This window comes from Symbiopectobacterium purcellii (genome assembly GCF_052050035.1).
Classification (GTDB): Bacteria; Pseudomonadota; Gammaproteobacteria; order Enterobacterales; family Enterobacteriaceae; genus Symbiopectobacterium; species Symbiopectobacterium purcellii_A.
Genome location: NZ_CP189882.1, coordinates 485,923 through 511,540, shown reverse-complemented (window position 1 = coordinate 511,540; position 25,618 = coordinate 485,923). Strand labels below are relative to the sequence as shown.

At 50.1% G+C, this 25,618-nt stretch carries 30 protein-coding genes and 7 pseudogenes; 19 read left to right on the top strand and 18 right to left on the bottom strand.

The window, feature by feature from the left end:
• Positions 1-3 precede the first annotated feature (3 nt).
• Positions 4-642, bottom strand: a pseudogene (locus ACQGXV_RS04545) (cytosine permease); the annotation flags it as partial.
• A 479-nt stretch (positions 643-1,121) separates the two neighbouring features.
• Here ACQGXV_RS04545 and nsrR point away from each other — a divergent pair.
• From nsrR to rlmB, 3 genes are all read left to right on the top strand, one after another.
• On the top strand, positions 1,122-1,547 hold the full coding sequence (gene nsrR, locus ACQGXV_RS04540; protein WP_222158083.1) for a nitric oxide-sensing transcriptional repressor NsrR: 426 nt from the start codon (positions 1,122-1,124) through the stop codon (positions 1,545-1,547).
• Positions 1,548-1,588: 41 nt separating this feature from the next.
• Positions 1,589-4,051: a ribonuclease R gene (gene rnr / locus ACQGXV_RS04535; protein WP_440864992.1), complete on the top strand. Its 2,463-nt coding sequence runs from the start codon at positions 1,589-1,591 to the stop codon at positions 4,049-4,051.
• Between the two features lie 62 nt (positions 4,052-4,113).
• Positions 4,114-4,848 (top strand): 23S rRNA (guanosine(2251)-2'-O)-methyltransferase RlmB, encoded by a 735-nt coding sequence (rlmB, locus tag ACQGXV_RS04530; protein ID WP_440864991.1) that lies wholly within the window; start codon positions 4,114-4,116, stop codon positions 4,846-4,848.
• 31 nt (positions 4,849-4,879) lie between these two features.
• Here the strand turns inward: rlmB and bsmA are convergent, their stop codons facing one another.
• The 3 genes and pseudogenes from bsmA to ACQGXV_RS04515 all read right to left on the bottom strand — a co-directional run.
• Positions 4,880-5,188 (bottom strand): biofilm peroxide resistance protein BsmA, encoded by a 309-nt coding sequence (gene bsmA / locus ACQGXV_RS04525; RefSeq protein WP_440864990.1) that lies wholly within the window; start codon positions 5,186-5,188, stop codon positions 4,880-4,882.
• Positions 5,189-5,484: 296 nt separating this feature from the next.
• Positions 5,485-5,734 (bottom strand): annotated as a pseudogene (locus ACQGXV_RS04520) (YgiW/YdeI family stress tolerance OB fold protein).
• Positions 5,735-5,867: 133 nt separating this feature from the next.
• Positions 5,868-6,467: pseudogene (locus ACQGXV_RS04515) on the bottom strand (IS256 family transposase); the annotation flags it as partial.
• A 72-nt stretch (positions 6,468-6,539) separates the two neighbouring features.
• On the opposite strand from ACQGXV_RS04515, the gene ACQGXV_RS04510 reads away from it, so the two are divergent.
• Together ACQGXV_RS04510 and ACQGXV_RS04505 are read left to right on the top strand one after the other, a co-directional pair.
• On the top strand, positions 6,540-7,265 hold the full coding sequence (locus ACQGXV_RS04510) for a transposase family protein (RefSeq protein WP_440867243.1): 726 nt from the start codon (positions 6,540-6,542) through the stop codon (positions 7,263-7,265).
• 401 nt (positions 7,266-7,666) lie between these two features.
• Positions 7,667-7,978 (top strand): hypothetical protein, encoded by a 312-nt coding sequence (locus ACQGXV_RS04505; RefSeq protein WP_440864989.1) that lies wholly within the window; start codon positions 7,667-7,669, stop codon positions 7,976-7,978.
• Between the two features lie 127 nt (positions 7,979-8,105).
• On the opposite strand, the gene ACQGXV_RS04500 is transcribed toward ACQGXV_RS04505, so the two are convergent.
• Positions 8,106-8,450: a transposase gene (locus ACQGXV_RS04500; RefSeq protein ID WP_440864988.1), complete on the bottom strand. Its 345-nt coding sequence runs from the start codon at positions 8,448-8,450 to the stop codon at positions 8,106-8,108.
• A 29-nt stretch (positions 8,451-8,479) separates the two neighbouring features.
• Between ACQGXV_RS04500 and ACQGXV_RS04495 the strand changes: the two genes are divergently transcribed.
• Complete coding sequence (locus ACQGXV_RS04495; protein ID WP_440862551.1) at positions 8,480-9,691, top strand: IS256 family transposase; 1,212 nt, start codon at positions 8,480-8,482, stop codon at positions 9,689-9,691.
• Between the two features lie 13 nt (positions 9,692-9,704).
• On the opposite strand, the gene ACQGXV_RS04490 is transcribed toward ACQGXV_RS04495, so the two are convergent.
• The 5 genes from ACQGXV_RS04490 to ACQGXV_RS04470 all read right to left on the bottom strand — a co-directional run bounded on the left by ACQGXV_RS04490 (position 9,705) and on the right by ACQGXV_RS04470 (position 11,600).
• Complete coding sequence (locus ACQGXV_RS04490; RefSeq protein ID WP_440864987.1) at positions 9,705-9,992, bottom strand: transposase family protein; 288 nt, start codon at positions 9,990-9,992, stop codon at positions 9,705-9,707.
• A 13-nt stretch (positions 9,993-10,005) separates the two neighbouring features.
• Entirely contained in the window at positions 10,006-10,596 is a 591-nt protein-coding gene (locus ACQGXV_RS04485; protein ID WP_440864986.1) for a transposase family protein, read from the bottom strand.
• Positions 10,597-10,663: 67 nt separating this feature from the next.
• Positions 10,664-10,795, bottom strand: coding sequence for a hypothetical protein (locus ACQGXV_RS04480; RefSeq protein ID WP_440864985.1), 132 nt, complete (start codon positions 10,793-10,795; stop codon positions 10,664-10,666).
• Between the two features lie 106 nt (positions 10,796-10,901).
• A complete protein-coding gene (locus ACQGXV_RS04475) occupies positions 10,902-11,267 on the bottom strand; it encodes a GntR family transcriptional regulator (RefSeq protein WP_440867242.1) in 366 nt (121 codons plus the stop codon).
• 15 nt (positions 11,268-11,282) lie between these two features.
• On the bottom strand, positions 11,283-11,600 hold the full coding sequence (locus ACQGXV_RS04470; RefSeq protein WP_440864984.1) for a GntR family transcriptional regulator: 318 nt from the start codon (positions 11,598-11,600) through the stop codon (positions 11,283-11,285).
• Positions 11,601-12,046: 446 nt separating this feature from the next.
• On the opposite strand from ACQGXV_RS04470, the gene ACQGXV_RS04465 reads away from it, so the two are divergent.
• The 10 genes and pseudogenes from ACQGXV_RS04465 to yjiA all read left to right on the top strand — a co-directional run bounded on the left by ACQGXV_RS04465 (position 12,047) and on the right by yjiA (position 18,880).
• On the top strand, positions 12,047-12,979 hold the full coding sequence (locus ACQGXV_RS04465; protein WP_440864983.1) for a MalY/PatB family protein: 933 nt from the start codon (positions 12,047-12,049) through the stop codon (positions 12,977-12,979).
• Between the two features lie 139 nt (positions 12,980-13,118).
• Positions 13,119-13,247: a hypothetical protein gene (locus ACQGXV_RS04460; RefSeq protein ID WP_440864982.1), complete on the top strand. Its 129-nt coding sequence runs from the start codon at positions 13,119-13,121 to the stop codon at positions 13,245-13,247.
• A gap of 13 nt (positions 13,248-13,260) precedes the next feature.
• The gene (locus ACQGXV_RS04455) at positions 13,261-13,539 is read left to right on the top strand and encodes a hypothetical protein (protein WP_440864981.1); all 279 of its coding nucleotides are present in this window, start codon (positions 13,261-13,263) and stop codon (positions 13,537-13,539) included.
• Positions 13,540-13,567: 28 nt separating this feature from the next.
• Positions 13,568-13,933, top strand: coding sequence for an IS630 transposase-related protein (locus ACQGXV_RS04450; RefSeq protein ID WP_440862584.1), 366 nt, complete (start codon positions 13,568-13,570; stop codon positions 13,931-13,933).
• 244 nt (positions 13,934-14,177) lie between these two features.
• Positions 14,178-14,588: a transposase gene (locus ACQGXV_RS04445; protein ID WP_440867240.1), complete on the top strand. Its 411-nt coding sequence runs from the start codon at positions 14,178-14,180 to the stop codon at positions 14,586-14,588.
• 21 nt (positions 14,589-14,609) lie between these two features.
• A pseudogene (locus tag ACQGXV_RS04440) lies at positions 14,610-14,771 on the top strand (IS256 family transposase); the annotation flags it as partial.
• On the top strand, positions 14,693-14,965 hold the full coding sequence (locus tag ACQGXV_RS04435; protein WP_440864980.1) for a hypothetical protein: 273 nt from the start codon (positions 14,693-14,695) through the stop codon (positions 14,963-14,965). The pseudogene ACQGXV_RS04440 and the gene ACQGXV_RS04435, both read left to right, overlap by 79 nt.
• Before the next feature lie 323 nt (positions 14,966-15,288).
• Entirely contained in the window at positions 15,289-17,442 is a 2,154-nt protein-coding gene (locus ACQGXV_RS04430; RefSeq protein ID WP_440864979.1) for a carbon starvation CstA family protein, read from the top strand.
• Positions 17,443-17,671: 229 nt separating this feature from the next.
• Positions 17,672-17,875, top strand: coding sequence for a YbdD/YjiX family protein (locus ACQGXV_RS04425; RefSeq protein WP_195313178.1), 204 nt, complete (start codon positions 17,672-17,674; stop codon positions 17,873-17,875).
• 45 nt (positions 17,876-17,920) lie between these two features.
• On the top strand, positions 17,921-18,880 hold the full coding sequence (gene yjiA, locus ACQGXV_RS04420; protein WP_440864978.1) for a GTPase: 960 nt from the start codon (positions 17,921-17,923) through the stop codon (positions 18,878-18,880).
• Between the two features lie 55 nt (positions 18,881-18,935).
• Here yjiA and ACQGXV_RS04415 read toward each other — a convergent pair.
• The 3 genes and pseudogenes from ACQGXV_RS04415 to ACQGXV_RS04405 form a co-directional block, all read right to left on the bottom strand.
• Positions 18,936-20,277: pseudogene (locus ACQGXV_RS04415) on the bottom strand (MFS transporter).
• A 159-nt stretch (positions 20,278-20,436) separates the two neighbouring features.
• A complete protein-coding gene (locus tag ACQGXV_RS04410) occupies positions 20,437-20,790 on the bottom strand; it encodes an IS30 family transposase (protein WP_440864977.1) in 354 nt (117 codons plus the stop codon).
• Positions 20,768-21,712, bottom strand: a pseudogene (locus ACQGXV_RS04405) (IS256 family transposase); the annotation flags it as partial. The pseudogene ACQGXV_RS04405 and the gene ACQGXV_RS04410, both read right to left, overlap by 23 nt.
• A 36-nt stretch (positions 21,713-21,748) precedes the next feature.
• Here ACQGXV_RS04405 and ACQGXV_RS04400 point away from each other — a divergent pair.
• On the top strand, positions 21,749-22,114 hold the full coding sequence (locus ACQGXV_RS04400; RefSeq protein ID WP_440862584.1) for an IS630 transposase-related protein: 366 nt from the start codon (positions 21,749-21,751) through the stop codon (positions 22,112-22,114).
• Positions 22,038-22,571 carry an IS630 family transposase gene (locus ACQGXV_RS04395; protein ID WP_440867239.1) on the top strand — a complete coding sequence of 178 codons (534 nt, stop codon included), beginning with the start codon at positions 22,038-22,040 and terminating at the stop codon, positions 22,569-22,571. Before ACQGXV_RS04400 ends, ACQGXV_RS04395 begins: the two co-directional genes overlap by 77 nt.
• Positions 22,572-22,591: 20 nt before the next feature.
• On the opposite strand, the pseudogene ACQGXV_RS04390 reads toward ACQGXV_RS04395, so the two are convergent.
• The 4 genes and pseudogenes from ACQGXV_RS04390 to ACQGXV_RS04375 form a co-directional block, all read right to left on the bottom strand.
• Positions 22,592-22,678 (bottom strand): annotated as a pseudogene (locus ACQGXV_RS04390) (DUF1107 family protein); the annotation flags it as partial.
• An 87-nt stretch (positions 22,679-22,765) separates the two neighbouring features.
• Positions 22,766-23,299, bottom strand: a complete 534-nt coding sequence (locus ACQGXV_RS04385; RefSeq protein ID WP_440862665.1) for an IS630 family transposase — start codon at positions 23,297-23,299, stop codon at positions 22,766-22,768.
• Positions 23,223-23,414 carry an IS630 transposase-related protein gene (locus tag ACQGXV_RS04380; protein WP_440864976.1) on the bottom strand — a complete coding sequence of 64 codons (192 nt, stop codon included), beginning with the start codon at positions 23,412-23,414 and terminating at the stop codon, positions 23,223-23,225. Before ACQGXV_RS04380 ends, ACQGXV_RS04385 begins: the two co-directional genes overlap by 77 nt.
• Before the next feature lie 134 nt (positions 23,415-23,548).
• Positions 23,549-23,734 (bottom strand): IS630 transposase-related protein, encoded by a 186-nt coding sequence (locus ACQGXV_RS04375; RefSeq protein WP_440864975.1) that lies wholly within the window; start codon positions 23,732-23,734, stop codon positions 23,549-23,551.
• Positions 23,735-24,019: 285 nt separating this feature from the next.
• Between ACQGXV_RS04375 and ACQGXV_RS04370 the strand changes: the two genes are divergently transcribed.
• Positions 24,020-24,601, top strand: coding sequence for a YtfJ family protein (locus ACQGXV_RS04370; protein WP_440864974.1), 582 nt, complete (start codon positions 24,020-24,022; stop codon positions 24,599-24,601).
• 67 nt (positions 24,602-24,668) lie between these two features.
• Here the strand turns inward: ACQGXV_RS04370 and cysQ are convergent, their stop codons facing one another.
• On the bottom strand, positions 24,669-25,409 hold the full coding sequence (gene cysQ / locus ACQGXV_RS04365) for a 3'(2'),5'-bisphosphate nucleotidase CysQ (RefSeq protein WP_440864973.1): 741 nt from the start codon (positions 25,407-25,409) through the stop codon (positions 24,669-24,671).
• Positions 25,410-25,618: the final 209 nt, after the last annotated feature.

The window sequence follows — 25,618 nt, the reverse complement described above, 5'->3', positions numbered from 1 at the left end:
CTCCTGCGTGGCGCCACTGTCGAAGGTGCCGAACACCATAGTGATGGCGGCGGAAAAACTCATGGTTTGGTCCGGCACCCTTTTTGCCAACCCTTGCCAACCGCCGACATCATGCGTGGCAATCCACATGGAGACAATCAGCATTACAAGCATCAGTGGTACGGAGATGCGTGACAGCGCATCCAGCCCTTTGTAGCCGACGATGGCGGTCAGGCAGAAGCCGAGGCCAAACAGCACCATCAACAGCGACGTGACGCTCTCCGGCAGAGCCAACAGTTTGACCAGTGCAATCGCTACCGTGGCCGTTCGCCAGGCGTACCAGCCCAGTTCGGCAAAGCCGAGCAGAAAATCAGAGAGTTTACTGCCGTGTTCACCAAAGCAAAAACGTCCCATCAGTACTGAGTTCAGGCCGCTGCGTGCGGCGATCAGGGCCAGCGCGGCAGCATACGTGGCCAGCAAAACATTATCGATGATCGCTAGCCACAACATATCAACGATATTGAAAGCGACGCCGATTTTTCCGCCAGCAAACATGGTGCCGGTAAAAAAGGTAAAGCTGAAGAGCACCATGGAGATAGAGAGTAATCCCTTGCGCCCCTCTTTGGGTGCTTCGCTAAGGGGGAATTCGTTTTGAGCCGACATCATTGCGTTCCTCTGGTATGCCCACAGTAGGGCTGATAAAAACGTGGGAAATACAGCAATATCCGTGCCCGTTTTACGGCATAAAAAGATGGATAAACAGAATAAGATTATATGTGCATAATGCACATTTTTGGCTGTTTTATATTATGTATATGCCCTGCGGCTGTGCAAGGTGGTGTGCATTGCACAAAAATGGGGGCGTCTTTTTTCAGAAAAAAAAACAGAACCCATGTTGAAACGCGGGGAATATGCTAAATAATTCGCCGGATCATTTGCGACTGGTTTATTATTGCTAGTAAATCTGGTTCTTATGTTGTTTTTCGTTCATGTTGGTGGTGTATTTTCTTTCTGTGGCCTTGCCAACATGAGTTTTAATGATGTGATGAACGTTGCTGCTATGAACATTGTTGCGCTGAGCATTGTTGCGATGAACATGGATGCGACGTTCCTACCGATACTCAAGGGTATCCGAGGTTTCTGTGCAGTTAACCAGTTTTACGGATTATGGATTACGCGCGCTGATCTACATGGCATCACTGCCTGAAGGGAAGATGACGAATATTACTGAAGTGACGCAAGTGTATGGCGTCTCTCGTAATCATATGGTCAAAATTATCAATCAACTTAGTCGGGCTGGCTTTGTGATGGCCGTGCGCGGTAAAAATGGCGGCATCCGTTTGGGCAAGCCTGCACAAACCATTCGCATTGGCGATGTGGTGCGCGCGCTGGAGCCACTGTCTCTGGTCAACTGTAACCATGATTTTTGCCACATCACGCCAGCATGCCGCTTAAAAGGGGTACTGCAACAGGGCGTTCAGCGCTTTCTCTTCGAACTGGACCAACATACGTTGGCCGACATGGTGAAAGAGAACCCGCCGCTTTATAAATTATTGTTGGTTGAATGAAGTCCGTTCAGCCTTCTGCTGAAGACAACGGAGGAACCGCAATGTCCCAAGATCCATTCCTGGAACGTGAAGCAGAAAAATACGAATCACCCATCCCCAGCCGCGAATACATTCTGGCCCACATCGAAAAACGCAATACGCCTATCAGCCGCGATGACCTGGCAGCCGATTTGGAACTCACTACGGAAGAGCAGCAAGAAGCGCTGCGCCGTCGTTTGCGCGCGATGGAGCGTGACGGTCAACTGGTGTTTACTCGCCGTCAATGCTATGCGCTGCCGGAAAAACTGGATTTGCTGCGCGGCACGGTGATCGGCCACCGCGACGGCTTTGGTTTCCTGCGCGTAGAAGGGCGTAAAGACGACCTGTACCTGTCAGCGGAAGAGATGAAACGCACCATGCACGGCGATGTGGTGCTGGCACAACCGCTGGGTGCCGATCGCAAAGGGCGGCGTGAGGGCCGTATCGTGCGGGTGCTGGAGCCGCGCACCGGGCAGATCGTTGGCCGTTACTTCCTCGATGCCGGTATGGGGTTTGTGGTGCCGGATGACAGTCGTCTGAGCTTCGATATTCTTATCCCGCAAGAAAACATCAACGGCGCTCGCATGGGCTACATGGTGGTGGTGGAGTTAACCCAACGCCCCACGCGTCGCACTAAAGCCATCGGGAAGATTGTTGAGATTCTGGGCGATAAAATGGGTACCGGCATGGCGGTGGATATCGCGCTGCGTACCCACGATATCCCGCATACCTGGTCGAAACAGGTCGAAGAGCAGATTAAAGATTTCAACGAACAGGTGCCGGAAAGCGCGAAAAAAGGGCGTGTTGATTTGCTCTCGTTGCCGCTGGTGACGATTGACGGTGAAGACGCGCGCGATTTTGACGATGCGGTTTACTGCGAGAAAAAACGCGGTGGTGGCTGGCGTCTGTGGGTGGCCATTGCCGATGTCAGCTATTACGTGCGCCCTAACACGCCGCTGGATCATGAAGCGCGGGCGCGCGGCACCTCGGTCTATTTTCCTTCGCAAGTGGTGCCAATGCTGCCGGAAGTGCTGTCGAACGGCCTGTGTTCGTTGAACCCGGACGTGGATCGGCTGTGTATGGTGTGCGAGATGACCATCTCTGCGACGGGTAAACTGTCGACGTACAAATTCTACGAAGCCGTGATGCGCTCCCATGCGCGCCTGACCTACACCAAGGTGTGGCATATGCTGCAAGGTGATGAGGAGCTGCGCGCGCATTACCAGCCGCTGGTAGGCGGATTGGAAGAGCTGCACAGCATGTATCAGGTGCTGGAAACAGCGCGCGAAGAGCGCGGCGGCATCGCTTTTGAAACCGAAGAAGCGAAGTTTATCTTCAACGCGGAACGCCGTATCGAACGCGTGGAATCCATGGTGCGTAACGATGCGCATAAACTGATTGAAGAGTGCATGATCCTGGCCAATATCTCGGCGGCCAGATTCGTTGAGAAAAATCAGGAGCCTGCGCTGTTCCGGGTGCACGATCGCCCGAGTGAAGACCATGTGCTGGCATTGCGCAGCGTACTGGGTGAGCTTGGTTTGACGCTGAAAGGCGGGATGAAGCCGGAACCGAAAGATTATGCGGAATTGATGACGCTGGTGGCTGATCGTCCCGATCATGAAATGCTGCAAACCATGATGCTGCGCTCCATGAAACAGGCGATTTACGATCCGGAAAATCGCGGACACTTTGGCCTGGCGCTGACCTCATACGGTCACTTTACCTCTCCGATTCGCCGCTATCCCGATCTGTCACTGCACCGTGGCATCAAGTATTTGCTCAGCGATCGTCGTGAGCGTTGGACGCCGACCGGCGGCTGGCACAGCGATCTCAATGAGATGCTGCAACTGGGCATGCACTGTTCGTTGACCGAGCGGCGTGCGGACGAAGCAACACGCGATGTTGCTGACTGGCTGAAGTGTGACTTTATGCAGGACCACGTAGGTGAATCTTTTACCGGGATTATTGCCAGCGTCACCGGCTTTGGCTTCTTCGTGCGCCTCAACGATCTGTTTATCGACGGTCTGGTGCATGTCTCCACGCTGGATAACGACTACTATCGTTATGACAATGTGGGCCAACGTTTGATCGGTGAATCGAGCGGACAGGTTTATCGTCTGGGTGATGAGGTCGAAATTCGCGTGGAAGCGGTCAATATGGACGAACGCAATATCGATTTCTCTCTGCTCTCCAGCACGCGCAAAGTGCGTGGTGAAGGTAAAACCGCACGCGACAAGGCGAAAAAACCGATCCGCCGTGAAGCAAGACCTGCACGGCGCGGCGGTAAAAAACCGGCTAATTTTGAACCTGATAGCGCGTTCCGCAAGGACGATAACGCAGGGAAAAAGGCTGCGCCTGATAAGGTGAAAGCAAAGGCAAAAGCGAAGAAAAAGACCGACAAGACGCAGAAAAACGCCGAAAAAACGCGTAAGATCGCCGCCGCCACCAATGCGAAACGCGCCAGTAAAAAGAACGCGGCACAGTAAATGCCCACAGCGAACGGCGGAGTTTGCGCCGTTCGTTAACACATCACGTTTGAAGAGTATCAATGAGCGAAATTATTTACGGTATCCACGCAGTCAATGCCCTGTTAGAACGCGACCCGCAGCGTTTTCTGGAAGTCGTTATCCTTAAAGGGCGTGAAGATCGCCGCTTGCAACCGGTGATCGCGGCCCTAGAAGCTAATGGCATTGTGATTCAGGTAGCGAATCGTCAATGGTTGGATAGCAAGGTCGAAGGGGCAGTGCATCAGGGGATCGTGGCGCGTGTCAAAGAGGGGCGTCAGTATCAGGAAAGCGATCTGCCGGATCTGCTGGCAAGTGTGGCGCAGCCGTTTTTATTGATATTGGATGGCGTCACCGATCCTCACAACCTCGGCGCGTGCTTACGTAACGCCGATGCCGCCGGGGTGCATGCGATCATTGTGCCGCGCGATCGCTCTGCGCAACTCAATGCTACCGCGAAAAAAGTGGCCTGCGGGGCGGCGGAAAATGTTCCTTTGATTCGCGTGACCAATCTGGCGCGCACGCTGCGCCTGTTGCAGGAAAATCAGGTATGGATCGTCGGGACCGCAGGTGAGGCTGACCATACGCTCTATCAAAGTAAGCTGACCGGTCCGCTGGCGCTGGTCATGGGCGCGGAAGGGGAAGGGATGCGCCGCTTGACGCGTGAACACTGCGATGAGTTGATCAGTATCCCAATGGCCGGTAGCGTTTCGTCGCTTAACGTTTCAGTCGCGACTGGCGTTTGTTTGTTTGAAGCGGTCAGACAGCGTCTGGCGTAACCACGCCTGTTTTGTGCATCAACGCGTCGGTTTAGCGGTACAGCACGGCGCGTGATGTCCACGTGTTGGTCAATGCATGCTCTTGCTTCAATGTGATGGTGTAATAGCGTGCGCCGTAAGCGTCCGCGCGTTGTTGAATGGCGCGATCGGCGTCATCGGTACTGCCGCGCACATTGACCGATATCGATCCCATTTTCTCTAAGGTGCCGGTTTGGGCATAGACGATAATCTGCGCCTGCGGTGTTGGCGGTGGCAACGGCATTGGCTTGCCTTGAAAAGTACTACAGGCGTACAGCAGCGTCGTGAGGGAAAAGGTGATGAACCGCGTGAGCGCAGTCATAAGTTCCTTGCAACAGTGGCTTTGTTGAATAATTTAACCGTTTGATTTACATCTTCTTTAGTTAGAATGCATTTACAGAGAATGTATTTTGTTAGAACGACAAATCAAATAGTTAGCACAATAAAAAGCATTCCGAGAGGAAAAATTAGTCGTTGAAATTTTATAATGCTTATATAAATCAGTATCTTAAATTATTCAACAAAGCCTGCAACAGCAAAAAGGGGGCGTGGTGTACCGCAGTGTAGCGCGGCTTACCCTGCGTGAACAGGGGCGTTAAGCCCCTCTGCGGTGACGCGCTATTTCACCAGATGTACTGATTTAACGTCGATCTCTACGCTATTCCAATCTTTATCTACTTCGCCTTCGATACGAATTTTGTCATTGGGGGTGATCGTTTGCCCTGCCCAGCGCTTGTCGTCGATATCAACATTGACGGTGCCTGAACTGTCGCGAAACTCGTACAGTTCATGCCCTAACTGCCGGAAATACCACCCACGCATCGTCCCTGAGCGTTTTAGCCTGTTCTACGGTGGTCAAACCGGGCACCGGGCCTTTAAATCCTCCCGATGTAGTGCCTGCGCTGTTCGGTGCCCCATTCCCACTCGAAACGCAACAAAACGGTAGAGGCTTATGCCACCAGTAAGTGCGTTAAAAATACCTCATTGGGGGAACGATAGCCCAGCGATTTTCTGCCCTGGCCGTTGACGCCGAGGGCCAGATAAACAGACTTGTTGGCCACGGCTCCGCCGTCCTGGCTTTTGACAACAATACAGTCAAGGTAAACAATGGGATAAAGCGCATCCAGCGGCCGTTGCTGCCAGCGCTTAACGTCATCCATCACAGCATTGGTCACTTGAGAAATGAAGCCAGCGGAAACATCGACCCCGTAGACTTCTTTAAAGTGTGCCTGAATATCACGGGTTGATAACCCTCTGGAATAGAGAGAAATAATGCGGTCATCGAAGCCGTTAAGCTGTTTTTCGTTCTTACCGATCAGTGTCGGCTCGAAGGTACTGTTGCGGTCGCGCGGAATATCGAGCTCGATCTCCCCATTTTGGCTACGTACGCTCTTGGATGTCTTGCCATTGCGGGAGTTGCCTGAATGATTACCTGCCGGGTCATGCTTAGCGTACCCAAGGTGCATCTCCATCTCAGCTTCAAGAACCCGTTCCGCCAGTCTTTTAGTCAGCACCTTGAGTAGGCCTGATTCACCCAGCAGATCCTGAGGGGAGTGACAATCTTGAAGCAGTTGGTCAATAAGTTCGTTGCTGATAGGCATTTTGTTATCCTTTGAAGGTTTTCCTCAAAATGCCATTTACACAGATTATTTTACAGTCTCCAGAAAGGATTTATCCCAACCCCATTAGATAAACTGCTTTTTATTTTATTGTATTTAAAATGTTATCCGACCTATGATTTGCAAGGACTTCTTTTTGGTTTAGATAGAACACGGGTATGTCGCTGGGTAAAAATATTATTGCCGGTTTTAGAGATGACCTTGGGGCGAGAATGTGTTTTGCCCGCTCGTCAAATTCGCTCTACTGAGGAATTTTTTCGCGCCTTTCCTGGAGTTAAAGACGTCTTTATTGATGGGACAGAGCGACCTGTCCAAAAGCCTAAGAATCTGCGTCGGCGAAAAAAAATGTATTCGGGAAAGAAAAGACAGACCACTCGAAAAGGGCTTATTATGACTGACGAAACAAGGCAAATTGGATTTATCCCCATGAGCAAAAATGGGCGCCGTCACGATAAACGCTTACTCGATAAAGTCGATATAATTCGCCATATTCCTCCTGAGGTAACCATCTGGGCAGATACCGGTTTTCAAGGTATAGATAAACAGCATCCTAATACACAAATCCCAAAAAAAGGAACTCGAAAAAGACCTTTATCGCCTGAACAAAAACAAGAAAATAAAATAATCTCGGGCATCCGTATTACAGTTGAACACGCCATCGCGGGTATCAAGCGCCTCGGTTGCATGACCCAAATTTTACGGAATAGTAGACCCTTTATTGATGATACCTTCTTACTCCTTAGCGCCGGTCTTTGGAATTTCCATCTCAGAACAGCGTAAAATTTACTTCAATCACCGAAACACCGTTATTTCACTATTAAGCAACACGCTTATTGAAAGTAGGGTCGGTATTGCGTCTGAGTTCCCTGCTGATGGTCGAGCGAGGCAGGGCTTTGTTGAATAATTTAACCGTTTGATTTACATCTTCTTTAGTTAGAATGCATTTACAGAGAATGTATTTTGTTAGAACGACAAATCAAATAGTTAGCACAATAAAAAGCATTCCGAGAGGAAAAATTAGTCGTTGAAATTTTATAATGCTTATATAAATCAGTATCTTAAATTATTCAACAAAGTCGCGAGGCAGAGCAAGCTCTCTGGCGATGGTAGCTTGGTTGACACCTTCACCACGCCGCTTTTCGATGTAGAACCGTTCTTTCTGAGTCAGATGTTTTCCCTGCATGCAACAGGCTCTCCAGTATGGCCAGAACGGTGATTTTATCCGACTCTGGCAAGTGGGTCACTTTGTTGCGTTTCGAGTGGGAATGGGGCGGGGAGATATCTTTATCCCGAGCTTTGAACTCGTTATCTATGTCTATGTTAAGAATGAAAAACGCCTTGAACGGCTCAAGCAAAGAGAACGAATGCGATTTGGGGACGATATTTTGCCCGGAGGCAGTCAGCATGAGCGATATCAGGCGTTTATTAAATGGGCGGCGGGTTACGAAACCACGATGGACGTCAGTCGAAACGCATTCCGGCACAAACAATAAGCGTGTTGCTTAATAGTGAAATAAGGGTGTTTCGGTGATTGAAGTAAATTTTACGCTGTTCTGAGATGGAAATTCCAAAGACCGGCGCTAAGGAGTAAGAAGGTATAGCCAAGCGACTTAATTTTGATTACACCATATGGACTGAGAACAAACTCTCTGTATCGCAACCCATCTCTCTTTTTTTGCTTTTTGCTTGTGCCCATTTATGCTCAATTGGGTTAAGATCTGGCGAATATGTAGGCAAATACTCCACCATATACCCTGCATCGATGATGACTTGTTGAATATTATGTTTTTTGTGAAAAGTGGCATTGCCCATCATGATTACACTGTTTTTAGGGAGTACTGGGATAAGGACTTGTGTGACCCAGGCATAGAAAACATCGCTGTTAATATTGATATCAAATAATCCGATAGCAAACAGCGTTGTGCCTAATAAAGGAGACTGTAAAATAATCTGTGTAAATGGCATTTTGAGGAAAACCTTCAAAGGATAACAAAATGCCTATCAGCAACGAACTTATTGACCAACTGCTTCAAGATTGTCACTCCCCTCAGGATCTGCTGGGTGAATCAGGCCTACTCAAGGTGCTGACTAAAAGACTGGCGGAACGGGTTCTTGAAGCTGAGATGGAGATGCACCTTGGGTATGCTAAGCATGACCCGGCTGGTAATCATTCAGGCAACTCACGCAATGGCAAGACATCCAAGAGCGTACGTAGCCAAAATGGGGAGATCGAGCTCGATATTCCGCGCGACCGCAACAGTACCTTCGAGCCGACACTGATCGGTAAGCACGAAAAACAGCTTAACGGCTTCGATGACCGCATTATTTCTCTCTATTCCAGAGGGTTATCAACCCGTGATATTCAGGCACACTTTAAAGAAGTCTACGGGGTCGATGTTTCCGCTGGCTTCATTTCTCAAGTGACCAATGCTGTGATGGATGAAGTTAAGCGCTGGCAGCAACGGCCGCTGGATGCGCTTTATCCCATTGTTTACCTTGACTGTATTGTTGTCAAAAGCCAGGACGGCGGAGCCGTGGCCAACAAGTCTGTTTATCTGGCCCTCGGCGTCAACGGCCAGGGCGAAAAAGAGCTGCTGGGGCTATGGATAGCCAAAACTGAGGGGGCCAAGTTCTGGTTATCTGTGATGACAGAACTGAAAAATCGTGGGCTAAAGGACATCTTCGTCGCCTGCTGCGATGGCCTGAAAGGCTTTCCTGATGCCATTGAAGCTGTTTACCCGCATACGCGCGTACAGCTCTGCATTGTGCATCAGGTGCGGAACTCGCTGCGCTACGTCGGCTGGAAAGAGCGTAAGGCCGTTGCTGCTGACCTGCGCACCATCTATAGTTCCGCAACGCTAGAGGGCGCTGAAGAGGCCCTGGATGCCTTCGCGGCCAAATGGGATGAACAGTTCCCGACGATCAGCCCGTCGTGGAGAAATAATTGGGAACGTCTCATCGTCATTTTTGACTTTCCGCCGGAGATCCGCAAGGTTATCTACACCACCAACGCGATAGAGTCGTTAAATGCTTCATTGCGCAAGATAACGAAAACGCGACGAATATTTCCAACGGATGACTCGGTGATAAAATTACTCTATCTAGCCTTGCATAATATCTCTGCTAAATGGACCTTGCCAATCAGAGACTGGAAACCTGCTATGAGCCAATTCATGTTGATGTATGGAGAACGAATCTCCGGTTAAGCAATGGAGCCATTTACACAAAATTCTTTACAGACTCGTGTTCAACTGTAATACGGATGCCCGAGATTATTTTATTTTCTTGTTTTTGTTCAGGCGATAAAGGTCTTTTTCGAGTTCCTTTTTTTGGGATTTGTGTATTAGGATGCTGTTTATCTATACCTTGAAAACCGGTATCTGCCCAGATGGTTACCTCAGGAGGAATATGGCGAATTATATCGACTTTATCGAGTAAGCGTTTATCGTGACGGCGCCCATTTTTGCTCATGGGGATAAATCCAATTTGCCTTGTTTCGTCAGTCATATAGCCAACCGACTTAAAAATGATTACATCCTATGCCCTGATATGCGGCAAAGAAGCATAGCTGGCTGTTATCAAAATAATGTCGCTTGGCTATAATAAGCCCTTTTCGAGTGGTCTGTCTTTTCTTTCCCGAATACATTTTTTTTCGCCGACGCAGATTCTTAGGCTTTTGGACAGGTCGCTCTGTCCCATCAATAAAGACGTCTTTAACTCCAGGAAAGGCGCGAAAAAATTCCTCAGCAGAGCGAATTTGACGAGCGGGCAAAACACATTCTCGCCCCAAGGTCATCTCTAAAACCGGCAATAATATTTTTACCCAGCGACATACCCGTGTTCTATCTAAACCAAAAAGAAGTCCTTGCAAATCATAGGTCGGATAACATTTTAAATACAATAAAATAAAAAGCAGTTTATCTAATGGGGTTGGGATAAATCCTTTCTGCCCTGCACCCATCTGCCGCTCGTGATCTTTTCGATTCTTTTGCCGATAAATCAAATAACAAGCTGAAAATTCAGCGGCTAAATTTTTCAATTCTTCGACTGATAATCCAATGATTGCTTTACATAAACGATTATCTCGTAACAACCGCTCTTTGTTGATCATTTCAAACCTTTATTCTCTAAGTTAAACCTCTTTTTATTCTCAATAGCCTGACAAAAAATGCAAGTCTCTATTCAGCAACTAGTTTAACGGCAAACGCATCGCGCAGTTCCGTCAATTCCAGCACATCGTGATGCATGACGCGCCGGACATTAACCTGCTGTCGCCGCAGTTCATCACCATTTACAACCCGCGCGTTCACGACCATTCGCCAACGGCAGATGGTGTTGAAGGGAATCTGGCAGGGTTATGGGTAGAACCTAAACCCTGAGATGCTCCCCGCAGTATCCGCGGGGAGGCTAACCGGATCAGTCCGCGTGCAGGGAGGCACGCGCACCGTTCAGGTGACGAGCCAGCAGTTCCGCGCACAGATCACCGTTGCGCGTCTCGATGGCGCGCAGAATTTTACTGTGCTCTTCAGCCACACGCTGCCAGTCGCCACTGCGCGCATTCCACTGATTTCCTTTGAAACGCGTGCGATAGAGACGGGCATTGAGATTATTGTGCAGCTCAATCAGTGTCGCATTGTGCGAGGCGTGCACCAATGCCTGATGAAAGGCTTGGTTGGCATGAAAATAGCGCAGTGATTCTCCTGCGTGAAACGCCGCCATCAGCGCCTGTTCCTGCTGCTGTAGCGCGTGCAGATCGTCCGGTGTCGCTTGCAATGCCGCCAGTCGACCCGCCAGTTTTTACATTTCGGTATACACCACCAGCATGTCTTCGATTTCATTCGCCGCCAGAGACGCCACCACCACGCGCTTATTGGGGCGCAAATCCACCAACCCCTGGGCCGCCAGCATTTTCAGCGCTTCACACAGCGGGGTTTGCGAGATTTGCAGGGTGCTGCAAATGCTTTGCACATTGATGGGATCGCCGGGTTGCAGGATGTCCTGCACGATCAGATCGCGCACATAGTCCGCCACGCGGTCGGTCAGTGGCCGCCGGTCAACCACCACGACGGGAAGGGGGGCCGGGCTGGCCCGGTTTGCTGCGTCAGTCTGATCCATAGCGCACTCATTGCTGATTTATCGGCCAGGATAACCACTCTGCCATATGCGTTAAATGGCAATGCATAGCTGATAAAGTTTATACAATATAAAATATATATTTGTTAATTTGACCGCAACTTAGCCAACCATGATTGGCTTGTCAACGGCAAATAAAACAGAAGGAATCCTCATGCATCTGCCCATTGATACGTCGGTTTCCTGGGGCTTTGTTGAATAATTTAACCGTTTGATTTACATCTTCTTTAGTTAGAATGCATTTACAGAGAATGTATTTTGTTAGAGCGACAAATCAAATAGTTAGCACAATAAAAAGCATTCCGAGAGGAAAAATTAGTCGTTGGAATTTTATAATGCTTATATAAATCAGTATCTTAAATTATTCAACAAAGCCGTTTCCTGGCTGAAAATGCCCTTGCCGAAACGCATCCCGCAGGTGGTATAACATGAGTACACATTACGATGCCGGTATCGCGCAACAGATTACCGAGCAATACACGCTGCCGCTGGAAACGCTGCGCCGTCGCCAAAGCATGAAGTGGCAGTATCACGCGCTGGAGATTCTCCCCGCCTGGGTGGCGGAGATGGATTTCGCCCCAGCGCCTACCGTTGCTGACGTATTACGTCACTGGTATCTGGCTCAGGATACCGGCTACCCTTACCGGCAACGCGACCGGGCCGAGCATTTGCTGGCGCGCGCCTTCAGTCGCTATACCGCACGCGAGTTTGACTGGGAAACCGACCCTGCCAACGTATTGGCGCTCAACGAATTGGTGCAGGCAGTCTATTTGCTGATTCTGGCATTCAGTGAGCCAGGCGACGGTATTGTGCTACAAACCCCCAGCTATCCGCCCTTTTATGATGCCATCAATGACACCGGCCGTCGCTTACAGGCCAGCCCCCAGGTAGACAACGGTCAGGGCTATGACATCGATTTCGATCATCTTGCCCACCAGATTGACGCCAACACGCGCATCCTGCTGCTGTGCAACCCACACAACCCCACCGGTCGCGCACTGCGGCGTGATGAGCTGGCGGCACTGGCCGAAGCCCATGATTTGATCGTGATTGCCAATGAGATTCATGCCGATCTGGTGTATCCCGGGCAGGAACATATTCCGTTTGCTACAGTGGCACCGGGACTTGCGGCACGCACCATCACCCTGAACTCAGCCAGTAAGAGTTTCAATATCGCCGGGCTGCGCTGTGCACTGATGTACTTCGGTGACGGCGCGCTAAAACAGCTCTTTACCCAACGTCTGCCCGCCCGGATCTTAGGCTACCCCTCCGGTATCGGCATTGATGCTACCGTGGCCGCCTGGGATCGCGGCCACAAGTTGGTTGGAAGGTGCACGCCATTATCTGCTGGAGCGGCGTGAGCAAGTGATCACCACGGTGCGCACCACACTGCCGGAGGTTCGCGTCCACACCCCCGAGGCAACCTAATTCGCCTGGCTGGATTTTAGCGATCTGCACTTACCTAGCGCCGCAGGCGCGTATTATCTGGAGCATGCCAAAGTGGCGCTCAGCGCGGGTGAAACTTTCAACCCCGGCGCAGAAGCCTTCGCGCGCCTCAACTTCGCCACGTCAAAGGTACTGCTGCAACAAATTCTGGACGCAGTGATTGCCGCCTCTCGGCGCTCTTAACGGAACCCTAACCATGTCAGACATTCACGCGGGCTTAGCCACACCACAGGCCACACTCGGTATTTTGATGGTAAAAACCCATTTTCGCCGCTATCTGGGCGATATTGGTAACCCCGGCACCTGGCCGTTTCCGGTACGCTATCGGGTGGTGGAAGAGTCCATCCCACAACGGATGGGGCACCTCGATCAACACGATTTGCTGGAACCGTTCAAACGTGCGGCGCAGGCCCTCATCGACGAGGGCGTTGATGGACTGACCACCAGTTGCGGCTTCCTCTCCTACTATAGCTAAACGACTTAATTTTGATTACATTATTTAAATGAGCTATTCAATTGATTTTAGACGTAAAGTGATATCTACACGGAAAAACGAAGGGTTGAGTATCCGAGAAACAGCGAAGCAATTTCGGATTGGCCCTGCCTCTGTATCGCGTTGGATTAATCAAATAGAGTCAAAAGCATCGACCACGCGTCAGCGAAAGATCGATAAATCCGAGTTGATAAAAGATGTTGAACAATATCCAGATGCTTACCAAAAAGAACGTGCAGAGCGTTTTGGCGTTTGTCAGAAGGCCATTTGGCAAGCGCTTAAAAAGCTGGGATTGACCTATAAAAAAAACTCTACGTCATCCGAAAGCCGACGAAAACGCCCGGCAGGGATTTCAACAAAAAAAACAACAGTATGAAAAAGAAGGTAAACCTATTGTTTTTATTGATGAAAGTGGTTTTTCACACGATGCCCCACGGACTCACGGCTATTCCCCAAAAGGGGCTTTGTTGAATAATTTAAGATACTGATTTATATAAGCATTATAAAATTTCAACGACTAATTTTTCCTCTCGGAATGCTTTTTATTGTGCTAACTATTTGATTTGTCGTTCTAACAAAATACATTCTCTGTAAATGCATTCTAACTAAAGAAGATGTAAATCAAACGGTTAAATTATTCAACAAAGCCCCCAAAAGGTCAACGGTGTTTTGGCCTGAAGAACTGGGGAGCTAGGGGAAGAACAAATGTTATCGGCGCTTTATTAGGCACAACGCTGTTTGCTATCGGATTATTTGATATCAATATTAACAGCGATGTTTTCTATGCCTGGGTCACACAAGTCCTTATCCCAGTACTCCCTAAAAACAGTGTAATCATGATGGACAATGCCACTTTTCACAAAAAACATAATATTCAACAAGTCATCATCGATGCAGGGTATATGGTGGAGTATTTGCCTACATATTCGCCAGATCTTAACCCAATTGAGCATAAATGGGCACAAGCAAAAAGCAAAAAAAGAGAGATGGGTTGCGATACAGAGAGTTTGTTCTCAGTCCATATGGTGTAATCAAAATTAAGTCGCTTGGCTATAACGAAAACGCGACGAATATTTCCAACGGATGACTCGGTGCTAAAATTATTCTATCTAGCCTTGCATAATATCTCGGCTAAATGGACCCTACCAATCAGAGACTGGAAACCGGCTATGAGCCAATTCATGTTGATGTATGGAGATCGGATTTCCGGTTAAGCGATGGAGCCATTTACACGAAATTCTTTACAGACTCTAATCTGGGCATCCGTATTACAGTTGAACACGCCATCGCGGGTATCAAGCGCCTCGGTTGCATGACCCAAATTTTACGGAATCGTAGACCCTTTATTGATGATACCTTCTTACTCCTTAGCGCCGGTCTTTGGAATTTCCATCTCAGAACAGCGTAAAATTTACTTCAATCACCGAAACACCCTTATTTCACTATTAAGCAACACGCTTATTGAGTGTGGCACTGCGTGTCTGACTCTGCATGTTCCCCAACCGCTTAGCGTGTAATTCTAACCGCTTAATACGCTATGCCACCGTCGATACAAATTGGTTCCGCGCGCTCGCTCGCATTCCCGTATCGTCGCGCCATCACCACACCCCACACAGTCAACGATTCCTGCCTTGTCCAACATGGACGCCAACGGCGTAGTGGATGCTCGATATTGTTCGATAAAGATTAAAAAACAGACCATTAAGACTTAATTTGCCTGAAGGATGTCTTATGAAAAGCAGTACCATACTCAAACACATTCCCTGGATGATGCTTGCCGTCATCGGGGCATCTTGCCTTGGCGTGGTTGCACTACGCCGTGGCGAACACGTGAGCGCACTGTGGATTATCGTCGCTTCCGTGTCCGTCTATCTGGTGGCCTATCGCTACTACAGTCTCTATATTGCACAGAAAGTCATGCAGTTGGACCCAACCCGCGCAACGCCTGCGGTGGTGAACAACGATGGCCTGAACTATGTGCCGACCAACCGCAACGTTCTGTTCGGTCACCACTTTGCGGCTATCGCAGGCGCAGGCCCGTTGGTAGGGCCGGTATTGGCGGCGCAAGTGGGCTACCTGCCGGGCACGCTGTGGCTGCTGGCGGGTGTGGTGCTGGCCGGTGCCGTGCAGGATTTCATGGTGCTGTTCCTTTCCGTTCGTCGTAACGGCGCGTCACTGGGTGAAATCGTCAAGAAAGAGCTGGGTCCGGTTCCGGGCACCATCGCGCTGTTTGGCTGCTTCCTGATCATGATCATCATCCTGGCAGTATTGGCGTTGATCGTGGTGAAAGCGCTGGCAGAAAGCCCGTGGGGCGTGTTCACTGTATGTTCTACGGTGCCGATCGCGCTGTTTATGGGCATCTACCTGCGCTACCTGCGCCCAGGCCGCGTAGCGGAAGTGTCCGTTATCGGTATCGTGCTGCTGGTCATGGCTATCTGGTTTGGCGGCGTGGTTGCTCACGACCCGTACTGGGGCCCGGCGTTAACCTTTAAAGACACCACCATTACCTTTACGCTGGTGGGTTATGCCTTTGTTTCTGCTCTGCTGCCGGTCTGGTTGATTCTTGCACCGCGCGACTACCTGGCGACTTTCCTGAAAATCGGCGTTATCGTTGGCCTGGCTATCGGTATCGTGATCCTCAATCCGGATCTGAAAATGCCTGCGGTAACGCAGTTCGTTGACGGCACCGGTCCGGTATGGAAAGGCACCCTGTTCCCGTTCCTGTTTATCACCATCGCATGCGGTGCCGTGTCTGGTTTCCATGCCCTGATTGCTTCCGGTACTACCCCGAAACTGCTGGCGAATGAAAACGACGCGCGCTTTATCGGTTACGGCGCAATGCTGATGGAATCCTTCGTTGCCGTTATGGCGCTGGTGGCCGCGTCCATCATTGAACCGGGCCTCTACTTTGCCATTAATACCCCGCCGGCGGAGTTGGGCATCACCATGCCTAACCTGCACCAGTTGGGTACGGCCGATGCGCCGATGATCATGGCGCAGTTGCAAGATGTCTCTGCGCACGCCGCGGCGACCGTTAGCTCCTGGGGCTTCGTTATCTCACCTGAGCAGATCATGCAAACGGCGAAAGATATCGGTGAGCCTTCTATTCTGAACCGCGCAGGCGGTGCACCGACGCTGGCAGTGGGTATTGCTCACGTGTTCCACCAGATTATTCCTGGTGCCAAAATGGGCTTCTGGTATCACTTCGGTATCCTGTTCGAAGCGCTGTTTATCCTGACGGCACTGGATGCCGGAACCCGCTCTGGCCGCTTCATGCTGCAAGATCTGTTGGGTAACTTCGTACCGTTCCTGAAGAAAACCGATTCACTGGTGGCCGGTATCATCGGTACGGCGGGCTGCGTCGGTCTGTGGGGCTACCTACTGTATCAAGGCGTGGTCGATCCGTTGGGCGGCGTGAAGAGTCTGTGGCCGCTGTTCGGTATATCCAACCAGATGCTGGCCGCTGTGGCGCTGGTGCTGGGTACGGTAGTTCTGATCAAGATGAAACGCGCGCAGTACATTTGGGTCACCGTGGTGCCTGCTGTGTGGCTGCTGATCTGCACCACTTGGGCGCTGGGCCTGAAACTGTTCAGCGACAACCCGCAACTGGAAGGCTTCTTCTACATGGCGCACATGTTTAAACAGAAGATTGCCGAGGGCGGTGCTGACCTGAGTGCACAGCAGATTGCCAACATGAACCACATCGTTATCAATAACTACACCAACGCGGGCCTGAGCATCCTGTTCCTGTTCGTGGTGTACAGCATCATTGCCTACGGTGTGAAAGTGGCGATTGAAGCGCGTCAGGACGATAAACGTACCGATGGCGAAACCGATTATGTACCGGTTCCGGCAGGCGGCGTGAAGATCTCTAACGGTCACTGATACGCGAATACCCACATCGTTACCGCCGCAGCATGCGGCGGTAACGATAACGAGTCGCCATATCCCGTATATACCCGTCATACTTCACATTGCAGATGCGTTGGCTGCACTAATCCACCCGAATCACCTACTTGAGTAAGCTCATCGGGGTTCATTCCTTTGCTGCCTTCCTGCAATTCGAATTATTTAGGGTATGATATATACAGGGTGATTTTTTAGGAGACCAGCTATGTTTGGCAACCTTGGCAAAGCGGGAAAGTATCTGGGACAGGCAGCGCGCATGCTGATTGGAATTCCGGACTATGAAACCTATGTTCAGCACATGCAGACCAACCATCCCGATCAACCACCGATGACTTACGAAGAGTTCTTCCGTGAGCGGCAACAGGCCCGCTACGGTGGCGATGGCAAAGGCGGCATGCGCTGCTGTTAACCTCGTCCCGCACAGGAAGAAAACGCATTATTATCAGGAGCCGCGATGACGCAGCCAATTCATGTCACCATTCTGTCCGGGTTTCTTGGGGCAGGCAAAACCACACTACTCCGGCATATTCTCAATGCCGACCATGGTTATAAAATTGCCGTCATTGAGAATGAGTTCGGCGAAGTGCCGATTGATGATGTGCTGATTGGCGAACGTGCCAGCACCATTACCACGCTCAGTAACGGTTGTATCTGCTGCACCCGCGCCAATGAACTGGCGGATGCGCTGCTCGACCTGGTGGACGGTATCGATAAAGGCGCGCTGGATTTCGATCACGTCGTGATTGAGTGCACCGGCATGGCCGACCCCGGCCCGATCACTCAAACCTTTTTCTCCAACGAGCTGATTTGTGAACGCTTTATGTTGGATGGCATCATCACGCTGGTGGATGCGGTGCATGCGCAGCAACAGCTCGATCAGTTCACCATCGCCCAATCGCAAATTGGTTACGCCGATCGCATCTTGCTGACCAAAACTGACGTGGCAGGTCAGGATGACGCGCTGCTACAGCGTTTACAGCGTATCAATGCGCGCGCGCCGATTTACACCGTGGTCAACGGCGAGATCGATCTTAGCCTGCTGTTCAACGTCGATGGCTTTATGCTTAACGACAAACTGACGGTGAAAGCGCCGCTGTTCCGTTTCGTGGCACCACAGCAGAACAACGTGGAGTCCATCGTGGTGGAACTGGATCACGCGGTGGATTTCGCGGCGCTGTCTGACGTAATGGAAGGCTTCTTGCTCAGCTATGCTGATAACCTGCTACGTTACAAAGGCATACTGGCCATCAACGGTGACGATCGCCGTCTGCTGTTTCAGGGCGTGCAGCGTCTGTACAGCGCGGATTGGGACAGAGAGTGGCTGCCGGAAGAAAAGCGTGGCTGCATCATGGTGTTTATCGGACTGGAACTGCCCGAGCAGGAGATTCGTGACGGCTTTGCCCGTCTGATGTGACTTATCATCAACATCCGCCTCTCCACTGCTCGTGAGAGGCGGGGTGTTGCATACGCTAAGCCGCACTGGCCCCCTGCGTAGGTTCGTTATGCAACCGCTGACGCTGGCGCAGTGACGGGAACCATTTCATCCACAGAGCCACCACCAACAGCGTGCCAATGCCGCCGAGCGCCGCTGCGGGCACCGCACCCAACCACGCGGCCAGCAGGCCGAATTCAAACTCGCCCAACTGATTCGACGTATAGCCAAGCGACATTATTTTGATAACAGCCAGCTATGCTTCTTTGCCGCATATCAGGGCATAGGATGTAATCATTTTTAAGTCGGTTGGCTATATTGATAAAAATGGAATTGACCGCACTTACGCGGCCACGCATGTCGTCTGGAGTATCAAGCTGCACCAGCGAGCCGCGAATCACCATGCTCACCATGTCAAATGCCCCGAGGGCAAACAGCGCCAGCAACGACAGCCACAGTTGAGTAGACAGTGCAAACACCAGCGTCGCGACACCAAAGCCGGCCACGGAGGCGAACATAATCTTGCCTACGTTACGTTCCATTGCATGCCGGGTGAGCCAAAAGCCCATCAGCAGCGCCCCAACGGCAGGCGCGCCGCGCAGCAGCCCCCACGGGCCGGTGTGCAGGATATCCTTGGCAAAGATGGGCAACAGCGCCGTCGCCCCGCCCAGCAATACGGCAAACAGATCGAGAGAAATAACGCCCAACACATCCGGTCGGGCACGGATAAAGCGCAAGCTAGCAAACAGTGTGGCGAAACTGGCCGGTACGCGCCGCACTGGCTCTTGCACATAGCGCAATCGGCTGACCATCAACATGGAGATCAGATACAGCAGCGCGGCGGCGAGATACACGGTGCCTGCACCCGCCACGTACAGCAAGCCGCCCAGCGCCGGGCCGACCATCATGGCGGCTTGTCCCGCCGCCGAGTTTGCTGCCATGGCGCGAGCCAGGATGTTGGGAGGCACCAGCGCAGGCAGCATAGAAAGCATTGCCGGGGCTTCCAGGGTTTTGGCGATGGCGATGAGCAGCACCAGCCCAAGAATGGTTAACTCATCCGGCGGCTGGCTAAAAGCCAGTATCGCCAACAGCGCGATGGCGAACCACTCCACGAACTGGCCGATTAATACGATACGTCGGCGGTCAAATTGGTCGGCGATATGCCCAGCAGGCAGTGCCAGCAGCACGGAAGGTAAAAACTGTGCCAGACCAATCAGGCCCAGATCGAACGCGCGACCGGTGACAGAGTAGATTTGCCAGCTCACCACGATGTTAAGCATCTGAAAACCAAACATAGACGCGGTGCGGGCCAGCCAAAATGCAACAAAAGAGCGTTGACGCAGCAAAGAGTCTGCGCCCGGTGAGGCAAACAAAGCCATGGTGAATCCCGGTGTTAATCGCCCCATTCCCACTCGAAACGCAACAAAACGGTAGAGGCTTATGCCACCAGTAAGTGCGTTAAAAATACCTCATTGGGGGAACGATAGCCCAGCGATTTTCTGCCCCTTGTATTGAGTATGTGTTCGAGTTCGGCAATCTTACGATGACTGACCTGACTGAAGTCTGTTCCCTTTGGGTAAAAAACGTCGTATCAGCCCGTTGGTGTGCTCATTCAAGCCCCTCTCCCAGGAATGATAAGGATGGGCAAAGTAGACCTGCGCCCCTGTGATTTGAGTAATTTGCTCGTGCAGAGCGAATTCAGGGCCGTTATCAGCTGTTAGGGTCTTAAACTTGCAAAAGGTATTAGCTTCAATAAGCGTGTTGCTTAATAGTGAAATAAGGGTGTTTCGGTGATTGAAGTAAATTTTACGCTGTTCTGAGATGGAAATTCCGAGTCTGTAAAGAATTTCGTGTAAATGGCTCCATCGCTTAACCGGAAATCCGATCTCCATACATCAACATGAATTGGCTCATAGCCGGTTTCCAGTCTCTGATTGGTAGGGTCCATTTAGCCGAGATATTATGCAAGGCTAGATAGAATAATTTTAGCACCGAGTCATCCGTTGGAAATATTCGTCGCGTTTTCGTTATCTTGCGCAATGAAGCATTTAACGACTCTATCGCGTTGGTGGTGTAGATAACCTTGCGGATCTCCGGCGGAAAATCAAAAATGACGATGAGACGTTCCCAATTATTTCTCCACGATGGGCTGATCGTCGGGAACTGCTCATCCCATTTGGCCGCGAAGGCATCCAGGGCCTCTTCAGCGCCCTCTAGCGTTGCGGAACTATAGATAGTGCGGAGGTCAGCAGCAACGGCTTTACGCTCTTTCCAGCCGACGTAGCGCAGCGAGTTCCGCACCTGATGCACGATGCAGAGCTGTACCCGCGTATGCGGGTAAACAGCTTCAATGGCATCAGGAAAGCCCTTCAGGCCATCGCAGCAGGCGATGAAGATGTCCTGTAGCCCACGATTTTTCAGTTCTGTCATTACAGATAACCAGAACTTGGCACCCTCGGTTTTGGCTATCCATAGCCCCAGCAGCTCTTTTTCGCCCTGGCCGTTGATGCCTAGAGCCAAGTAAACAGACTTGTTGGCCACGGCTCCGCCGTCCTGGCTTTTGACAACAATACAGTCAAGGTAAACAATGGGATAAAGCGCATCCAGCGGCCGTTGCTGCCAGCGCTTAACTTCATCCATCACAGCATTGGTCACTTGAGAAATGAAGCCAGCGGAAACATCGACCCCGTAGACTTCTTTAAAGTGTGCCTGAATATCACGGGTTGATAACCCTCTGGAATAGAGAGAAATAATGCGGTCATCGAAGCCGTTAAGCTGCTTTTCGTGCTTACCGATCAGTGTCGGCTCGAAGGTATAGCTAAACGACTTAATTTTGATTACATTATTTAAATGAGCTATTCAATTGATTTTAGACGTAAAGTGATATCTACACGGAAAAACGAAGGGTTGAGTATCCGAGAAACAGCGAAGCAATTTCGGATTGGCCCTGCCTCTGTATCGCGTTGGATTAATCAAATAGAGTCAAAAGCATCGACCACGCGTCAGCGAAAGATCGATAAATCCGAGTTGATAAAAGATGTTGAACAATATCCAGATGCTTACCAAAAAGAACGTGCAGAGCGTTTTGGCGTTTGTCAGAAGGCCATTTGGCAAGCGCTTAAAAAGCTGGGATTGACCTATAAAAAAAACTCTACGTCATCCGAAAGCCGACGAAAACGCCCGGCAGGGATTTCAACAAAAAAAACAACAGTATGAAAAAGAAGGTAAACCTATTGTTTTTATTGATGAAAGTGGTTTTTCACACGATGCCCCACGGACTCACGGCTATTCCCCAAAAGGTCAACGGTGTTTTGGCCTGAAGAACTGGGGAGCTAGGGGAAGAACAAATGTTATCGGCGCTTTATTAGGCACAACGCTGTTTGCTATCGGATTATTTGATATCAATATTAACAGCGATGTTTTCTATGCCTGGGTCACACAAGTCCTTATCCCAGTACTCCCTAAAAACAGTGTAATCATGATGGACAATGCCACTTTTCACAAAAAACATGATATTCAACAAGTCATCATCGATGCAGGGTATATGGTGGAGTATTTGCCTACATATTCGCCAGATCTTAACCCAATTGAGCATAAATGGGCACAAGCAAAAAGCAAAAAAAGAGAGATGGGTTGCGATACAGAGAGTTTGTTCTCAGTCCATATGGTGTAATCAAAATTAAGTCGCTTGGCTATACCTCTGATATACAACCGACTGCGAAACAGCGTTTTCACGTACTTCGCGACTTTTAACTGGTTGTAAAGTTCGAAGATCCGCATTGTATCTCTCCTCCCGTTTTCATTTTTCTCTTTGGCCCCACGCTGGGGTATAAAATCATGCGTTATAGCCAAGCGACTTAATTTTGATTACACCATATGGACTGAGAACAAACTCTCTGTATCGCAACCCATCTCTCTTTTTTTGCTTTTTGCTTGTGCCCATTTATGCTCAATTGGGTTAAGATCTGGCGAATATGTAGGCAAATACTCCACCATATACCCTGCATCGATGATGACTTGTTGAATATTATGTTTTTTGTGAAAAGTGGCATTGTCCATCATGATTACACTGTTTTTAGGGAGTACTGGGATAAGGACTTGTGTGACCCAGGCATAGAAAACATCGCTGTTAATATTGATATCAAATAATCCGATAGCAAACAGCGTTGTGCCTAATAAAGCGCCGATAACATTTGTTCTTCCCCTAGCTCCCCAGTTCTTCAGGCCAAAACACCGTTGACCTTTTGGGGAATAGCCGTGAGTCCGTGGGGCATCGTGTGAAAAACCACTTTCATCAATAAAAACAATAGGTTTACCTTCTTTTTCATACTGTTGTTTTTTTTGTTGAAATCCCTGCCGGGCGTTTTCGTCGGCTTTCGGATGACGTAGAGTTTTTTTTATAGGTCAATCCCAGCTTTTTAAGCGCTTGCCAAATGGCCTTCTGACAAACGCCAAAACGCTCTGCACGTTCTTTTTGGTAAGCATCTGGATATTGTTCAACATCTTTTATAGCCAAGCGACATTATTTTGATAACAGCCAGCTATGCTTCTTTGCCGCATATAGCCAAGCGACATTATTTTGATAACAGCCAGCTATGCTTCTTTGCCGCATATCAGGGCATAGGATGTAATCATTTTTAAGTCGGTTGGCTATATCAACTCGGATTTATCGATCTTTCGCTGACGCGTGGTCGATGCTTTTGACTCTATTTGATTAATCCAACGCGATACAGAGGCAGGGCCAATCCGAAATTGCTTCGCTGTTTCTCGGATACTCAACCCTTCGTTTTTCCGTGTAGATATCACTTTAAGTCTAAAATCAATTGAATAGCTCATTTAAATAATGTAATCAAAATTAAGTCGTTTAGCTATAATAGAACGCCTAACTATTAGTGTCGCCAGATGGCATTTAGTTCCACACAAAAAAGCAGCACAATTCACGGGGTTTTCAGACTGTTATAAGATAGTTCCGTTATCGATCAGCATAGTTTTATTTTTACCTTTACGTAACAAAAATTATGAATCTCGATCACATTCCAAACAGGACAGACCAGATATCTTCCTCTACGCTTAAGCAACGGTTTCGCGTTACCTTCGCCGCTTTCTACCTGAGGACACGTTATGACTGCCTGCCACACCTCGACGCTGCGTCTGCGAATAACCCTGTTTAGCCTGTGCACCCTGCTGACGTTACCCTGCATGGCGCACAACCTTACGCTCAACAGCACTCTGCCCCCGACCGGCGTTGCCGATAAAGGGGAGCTGATGTATCAAAACCAACAGTTTAGCTACCAGAACTGGAACAGCGCACAGCTCGTAGGCAAGGTGCGCGTCATCCAGCATATTGCCGGTAGGACATCGGCCAAAGCGATGAACGATCCGCTGATAAGTGCCATCAAGGCCGCTAATCTAGCGCGTGAATATTACCAAACGACGACAATCGTCAATACCGACGACGCCATCATCGGCACAGGCCCGTTTGTTCGCAGCAGTCTTGAAGAGAGTAAAAAAACCTTTCCCTGGTCGCAGTTTATTGTCGACAGCAACGGCAACGTCAGCAACGCCTGGCAGTTAGAACAGAAAAGTTCAGCGATTGTGGTGCTGGATAAGCGCGGTCAGGTGCGCTATGTCAAAGACGGGGCGCTCAGTGCGCAAGACGTGCAGCAAGTGATGAACCTGCTGCCACTGTTGTTGAAAGAGTAATTCTCAGCAGAGAACAAGCGTGGACGATCGTCTCACCACGCCTGTCTCGCTCACACCGCTGCGCACATCAAAACAATGACACGCGAAACCCTGGATTGAGAAAGGATTCACGCGGTACATAATTGAGGGTTTTGCCCTGCCAGTCATGCACCTGTGCACCGGCAGCCGCAGCGACAGCGTGCCCGGCGGCGGTGTCCCACACGTTCGTCGGCCCGAAACGTGGATACAGTTGGGCCTTGCCTTCCGCCACCAGACAAAATTTGAGCGAAGACCCAATCGCTACCGTTTGGTGTTCACCAAGCTGAAGCAAATAGTCTTTTAACTCTGCGTCCAGATGAGAACGGCTCACCACCACCAGCGGCGGATGTGCATGGTTAACATGAATCAAACGACGCACACCGTCCACCTCTTTCCAAGCTTTCCCCCCCGATGCTACGTACATGACACCGGTAACCGGCACATACACTACGCCTAACACCGGCGCGCCATTTTCAATCAACGCGATATTGACGGTGAACTCGCCGTTACGGTTAAGAAACTCTTTGGTGCCATCCAGCGGGTCCACCAGCCAGTAGAGCTGCCAGTGCTGGCGAACCTCCCAGGCAGGCGGATCTTCTTCCGACAACAGGGGAATATCGGCAAACATCTGCGCCAGTCCCTGCTTGATGATGTGATGCGCCGCCAAATCCGCGGCGGTCACAGGAGACGCATCTTTTTTATGCGCGACATCGACAGGGCGTTCACCATCATACACCTGCATGATAGCGGCACCGGCGTCGCGCGCCAACTGGCAAATTTGTTCCAACATAATGAACCTCGTCTTTTTGGTGCCCGCTGTGTATACAATACAACGCAGTAACGGACCTATTCTTTGTCAAAAGAGTGAGATGCGCCACTGACCTGTCATGATTCTATGCCAATTTACTGCCTTTGGTAGGATACTTTACGAGTATCAAATCCAAGTGCAACGCCAACATGAAGGAGTCAGGTGTCGCTACCGATGTAAAACTGGCCCAC

What these genes read in the sequence shown, in the direction of transcription:
- ACQGXV_RS04435 (WP_440864980.1), top strand. Translation starts at nt 14,693, where the DNA reads ATGGACCCTACCAATCAGAGACTGGAAACCGGCTATGAGCCAATTCAT.
- ACQGXV_RS04490 (WP_440864987.1), bottom strand. Translation starts at nt 9,992, where the DNA reads ATGACTGACGAAACAAGGCAAATTGGATTTATCCCCATGAGCAAAAAT.
- ACQGXV_RS04485 (WP_440864986.1), bottom strand. Translation starts at nt 10,596, where the DNA reads ATGATCAACAAAGAGCGGTTGTTACGAGATAATCGTTTATGTAAAGCA.
- ACQGXV_RS04465 (WP_440864983.1), top strand. Translation starts at nt 12,047, where the DNA reads ATGAGTACACATTACGATGCCGGTATCGCGCAACAGATTACCGAGCAA.
- ACQGXV_RS04455 (WP_440864981.1), top strand. Translation starts at nt 13,261, where the DNA reads ATGTCAGACATTCACGCGGGCTTAGCCACACCACAGGCCACACTCGGT.
- ACQGXV_RS04425 (WP_195313178.1), top strand. Translation starts at nt 17,672, where the DNA reads ATGTTTGGCAACCTTGGCAAAGCGGGAAAGTATCTGGGACAGGCAGCG.
- cysQ (WP_440864973.1), bottom strand. Translation starts at nt 25,409, where the DNA reads ATGTTGGAACAAATTTGCCAGTTGGCGCGCGACGCCGGTGCCGCTATC.
- rlmB (WP_440864991.1), top strand. Translation starts at nt 4,114, where the DNA reads ATGAGCGAAATTATTTACGGTATCCACGCAGTCAATGCCCTGTTAGAA.
- ACQGXV_RS04495 (WP_440862551.1), top strand. Translation starts at nt 8,480, where the DNA reads ATGCCTATCAGCAACGAACTTATTGACCAACTGCTTCAAGATTGTCAC.
- ACQGXV_RS04410 (WP_440864977.1), bottom strand. Translation starts at nt 20,790, where the DNA reads ATGGAGATCGGATTTCCGGTTAAGCGATGGAGCCATTTACACGAAATT.
- ACQGXV_RS04500 (WP_440864988.1), bottom strand. Translation starts at nt 8,450, where the DNA reads ATGCCATTTACACAGATTATTTTACAGTCTCCTTTATTAGGCACAACG.
- ACQGXV_RS04505 (WP_440864989.1), top strand. Translation starts at nt 7,667, where the DNA reads ATGCAACAGGCTCTCCAGTATGGCCAGAACGGTGATTTTATCCGACTC.
- ACQGXV_RS04400 (WP_440862584.1), top strand. Translation starts at nt 21,749, where the DNA reads ATGAGCTATTCAATTGATTTTAGACGTAAAGTGATATCTACACGGAAA.
- bsmA (WP_440864990.1), bottom strand. Translation starts at nt 5,188, where the DNA reads ATGACTGCGCTCACGCGGTTCATCACCTTTTCCCTCACGACGCTGCTG.
- yjiA (WP_440864978.1), top strand. Translation starts at nt 17,921, where the DNA reads ATGACGCAGCCAATTCATGTCACCATTCTGTCCGGGTTTCTTGGGGCA.
- ACQGXV_RS04470 (WP_440864984.1), bottom strand. Translation starts at nt 11,600, where the DNA reads ATGGATCAGACTGACGCAGCAAACCGGGCCAGCCCGGCCCCCCTTCCC.
- ACQGXV_RS04370 (WP_440864974.1), top strand. Translation starts at nt 24,020, where the DNA reads ATGACTGCCTGCCACACCTCGACGCTGCGTCTGCGAATAACCCTGTTT.
- ACQGXV_RS04375 (WP_440864975.1), bottom strand. Translation starts at nt 23,734, where the DNA reads ATGAGCTATTCAATTGATTTTAGACTTAAAGTGATATCTACACGGAAA.
- ACQGXV_RS04450 (WP_440862584.1), top strand. Translation starts at nt 13,568, where the DNA reads ATGAGCTATTCAATTGATTTTAGACGTAAAGTGATATCTACACGGAAA.
- rnr (WP_440864992.1), top strand. Translation starts at nt 1,589, where the DNA reads ATGTCCCAAGATCCATTCCTGGAACGTGAAGCAGAAAAATACGAATCA.
- ACQGXV_RS04430 (WP_440864979.1), top strand. Translation starts at nt 15,289, where the DNA reads ATGAAAAGCAGTACCATACTCAAACACATTCCCTGGATGATGCTTGCC.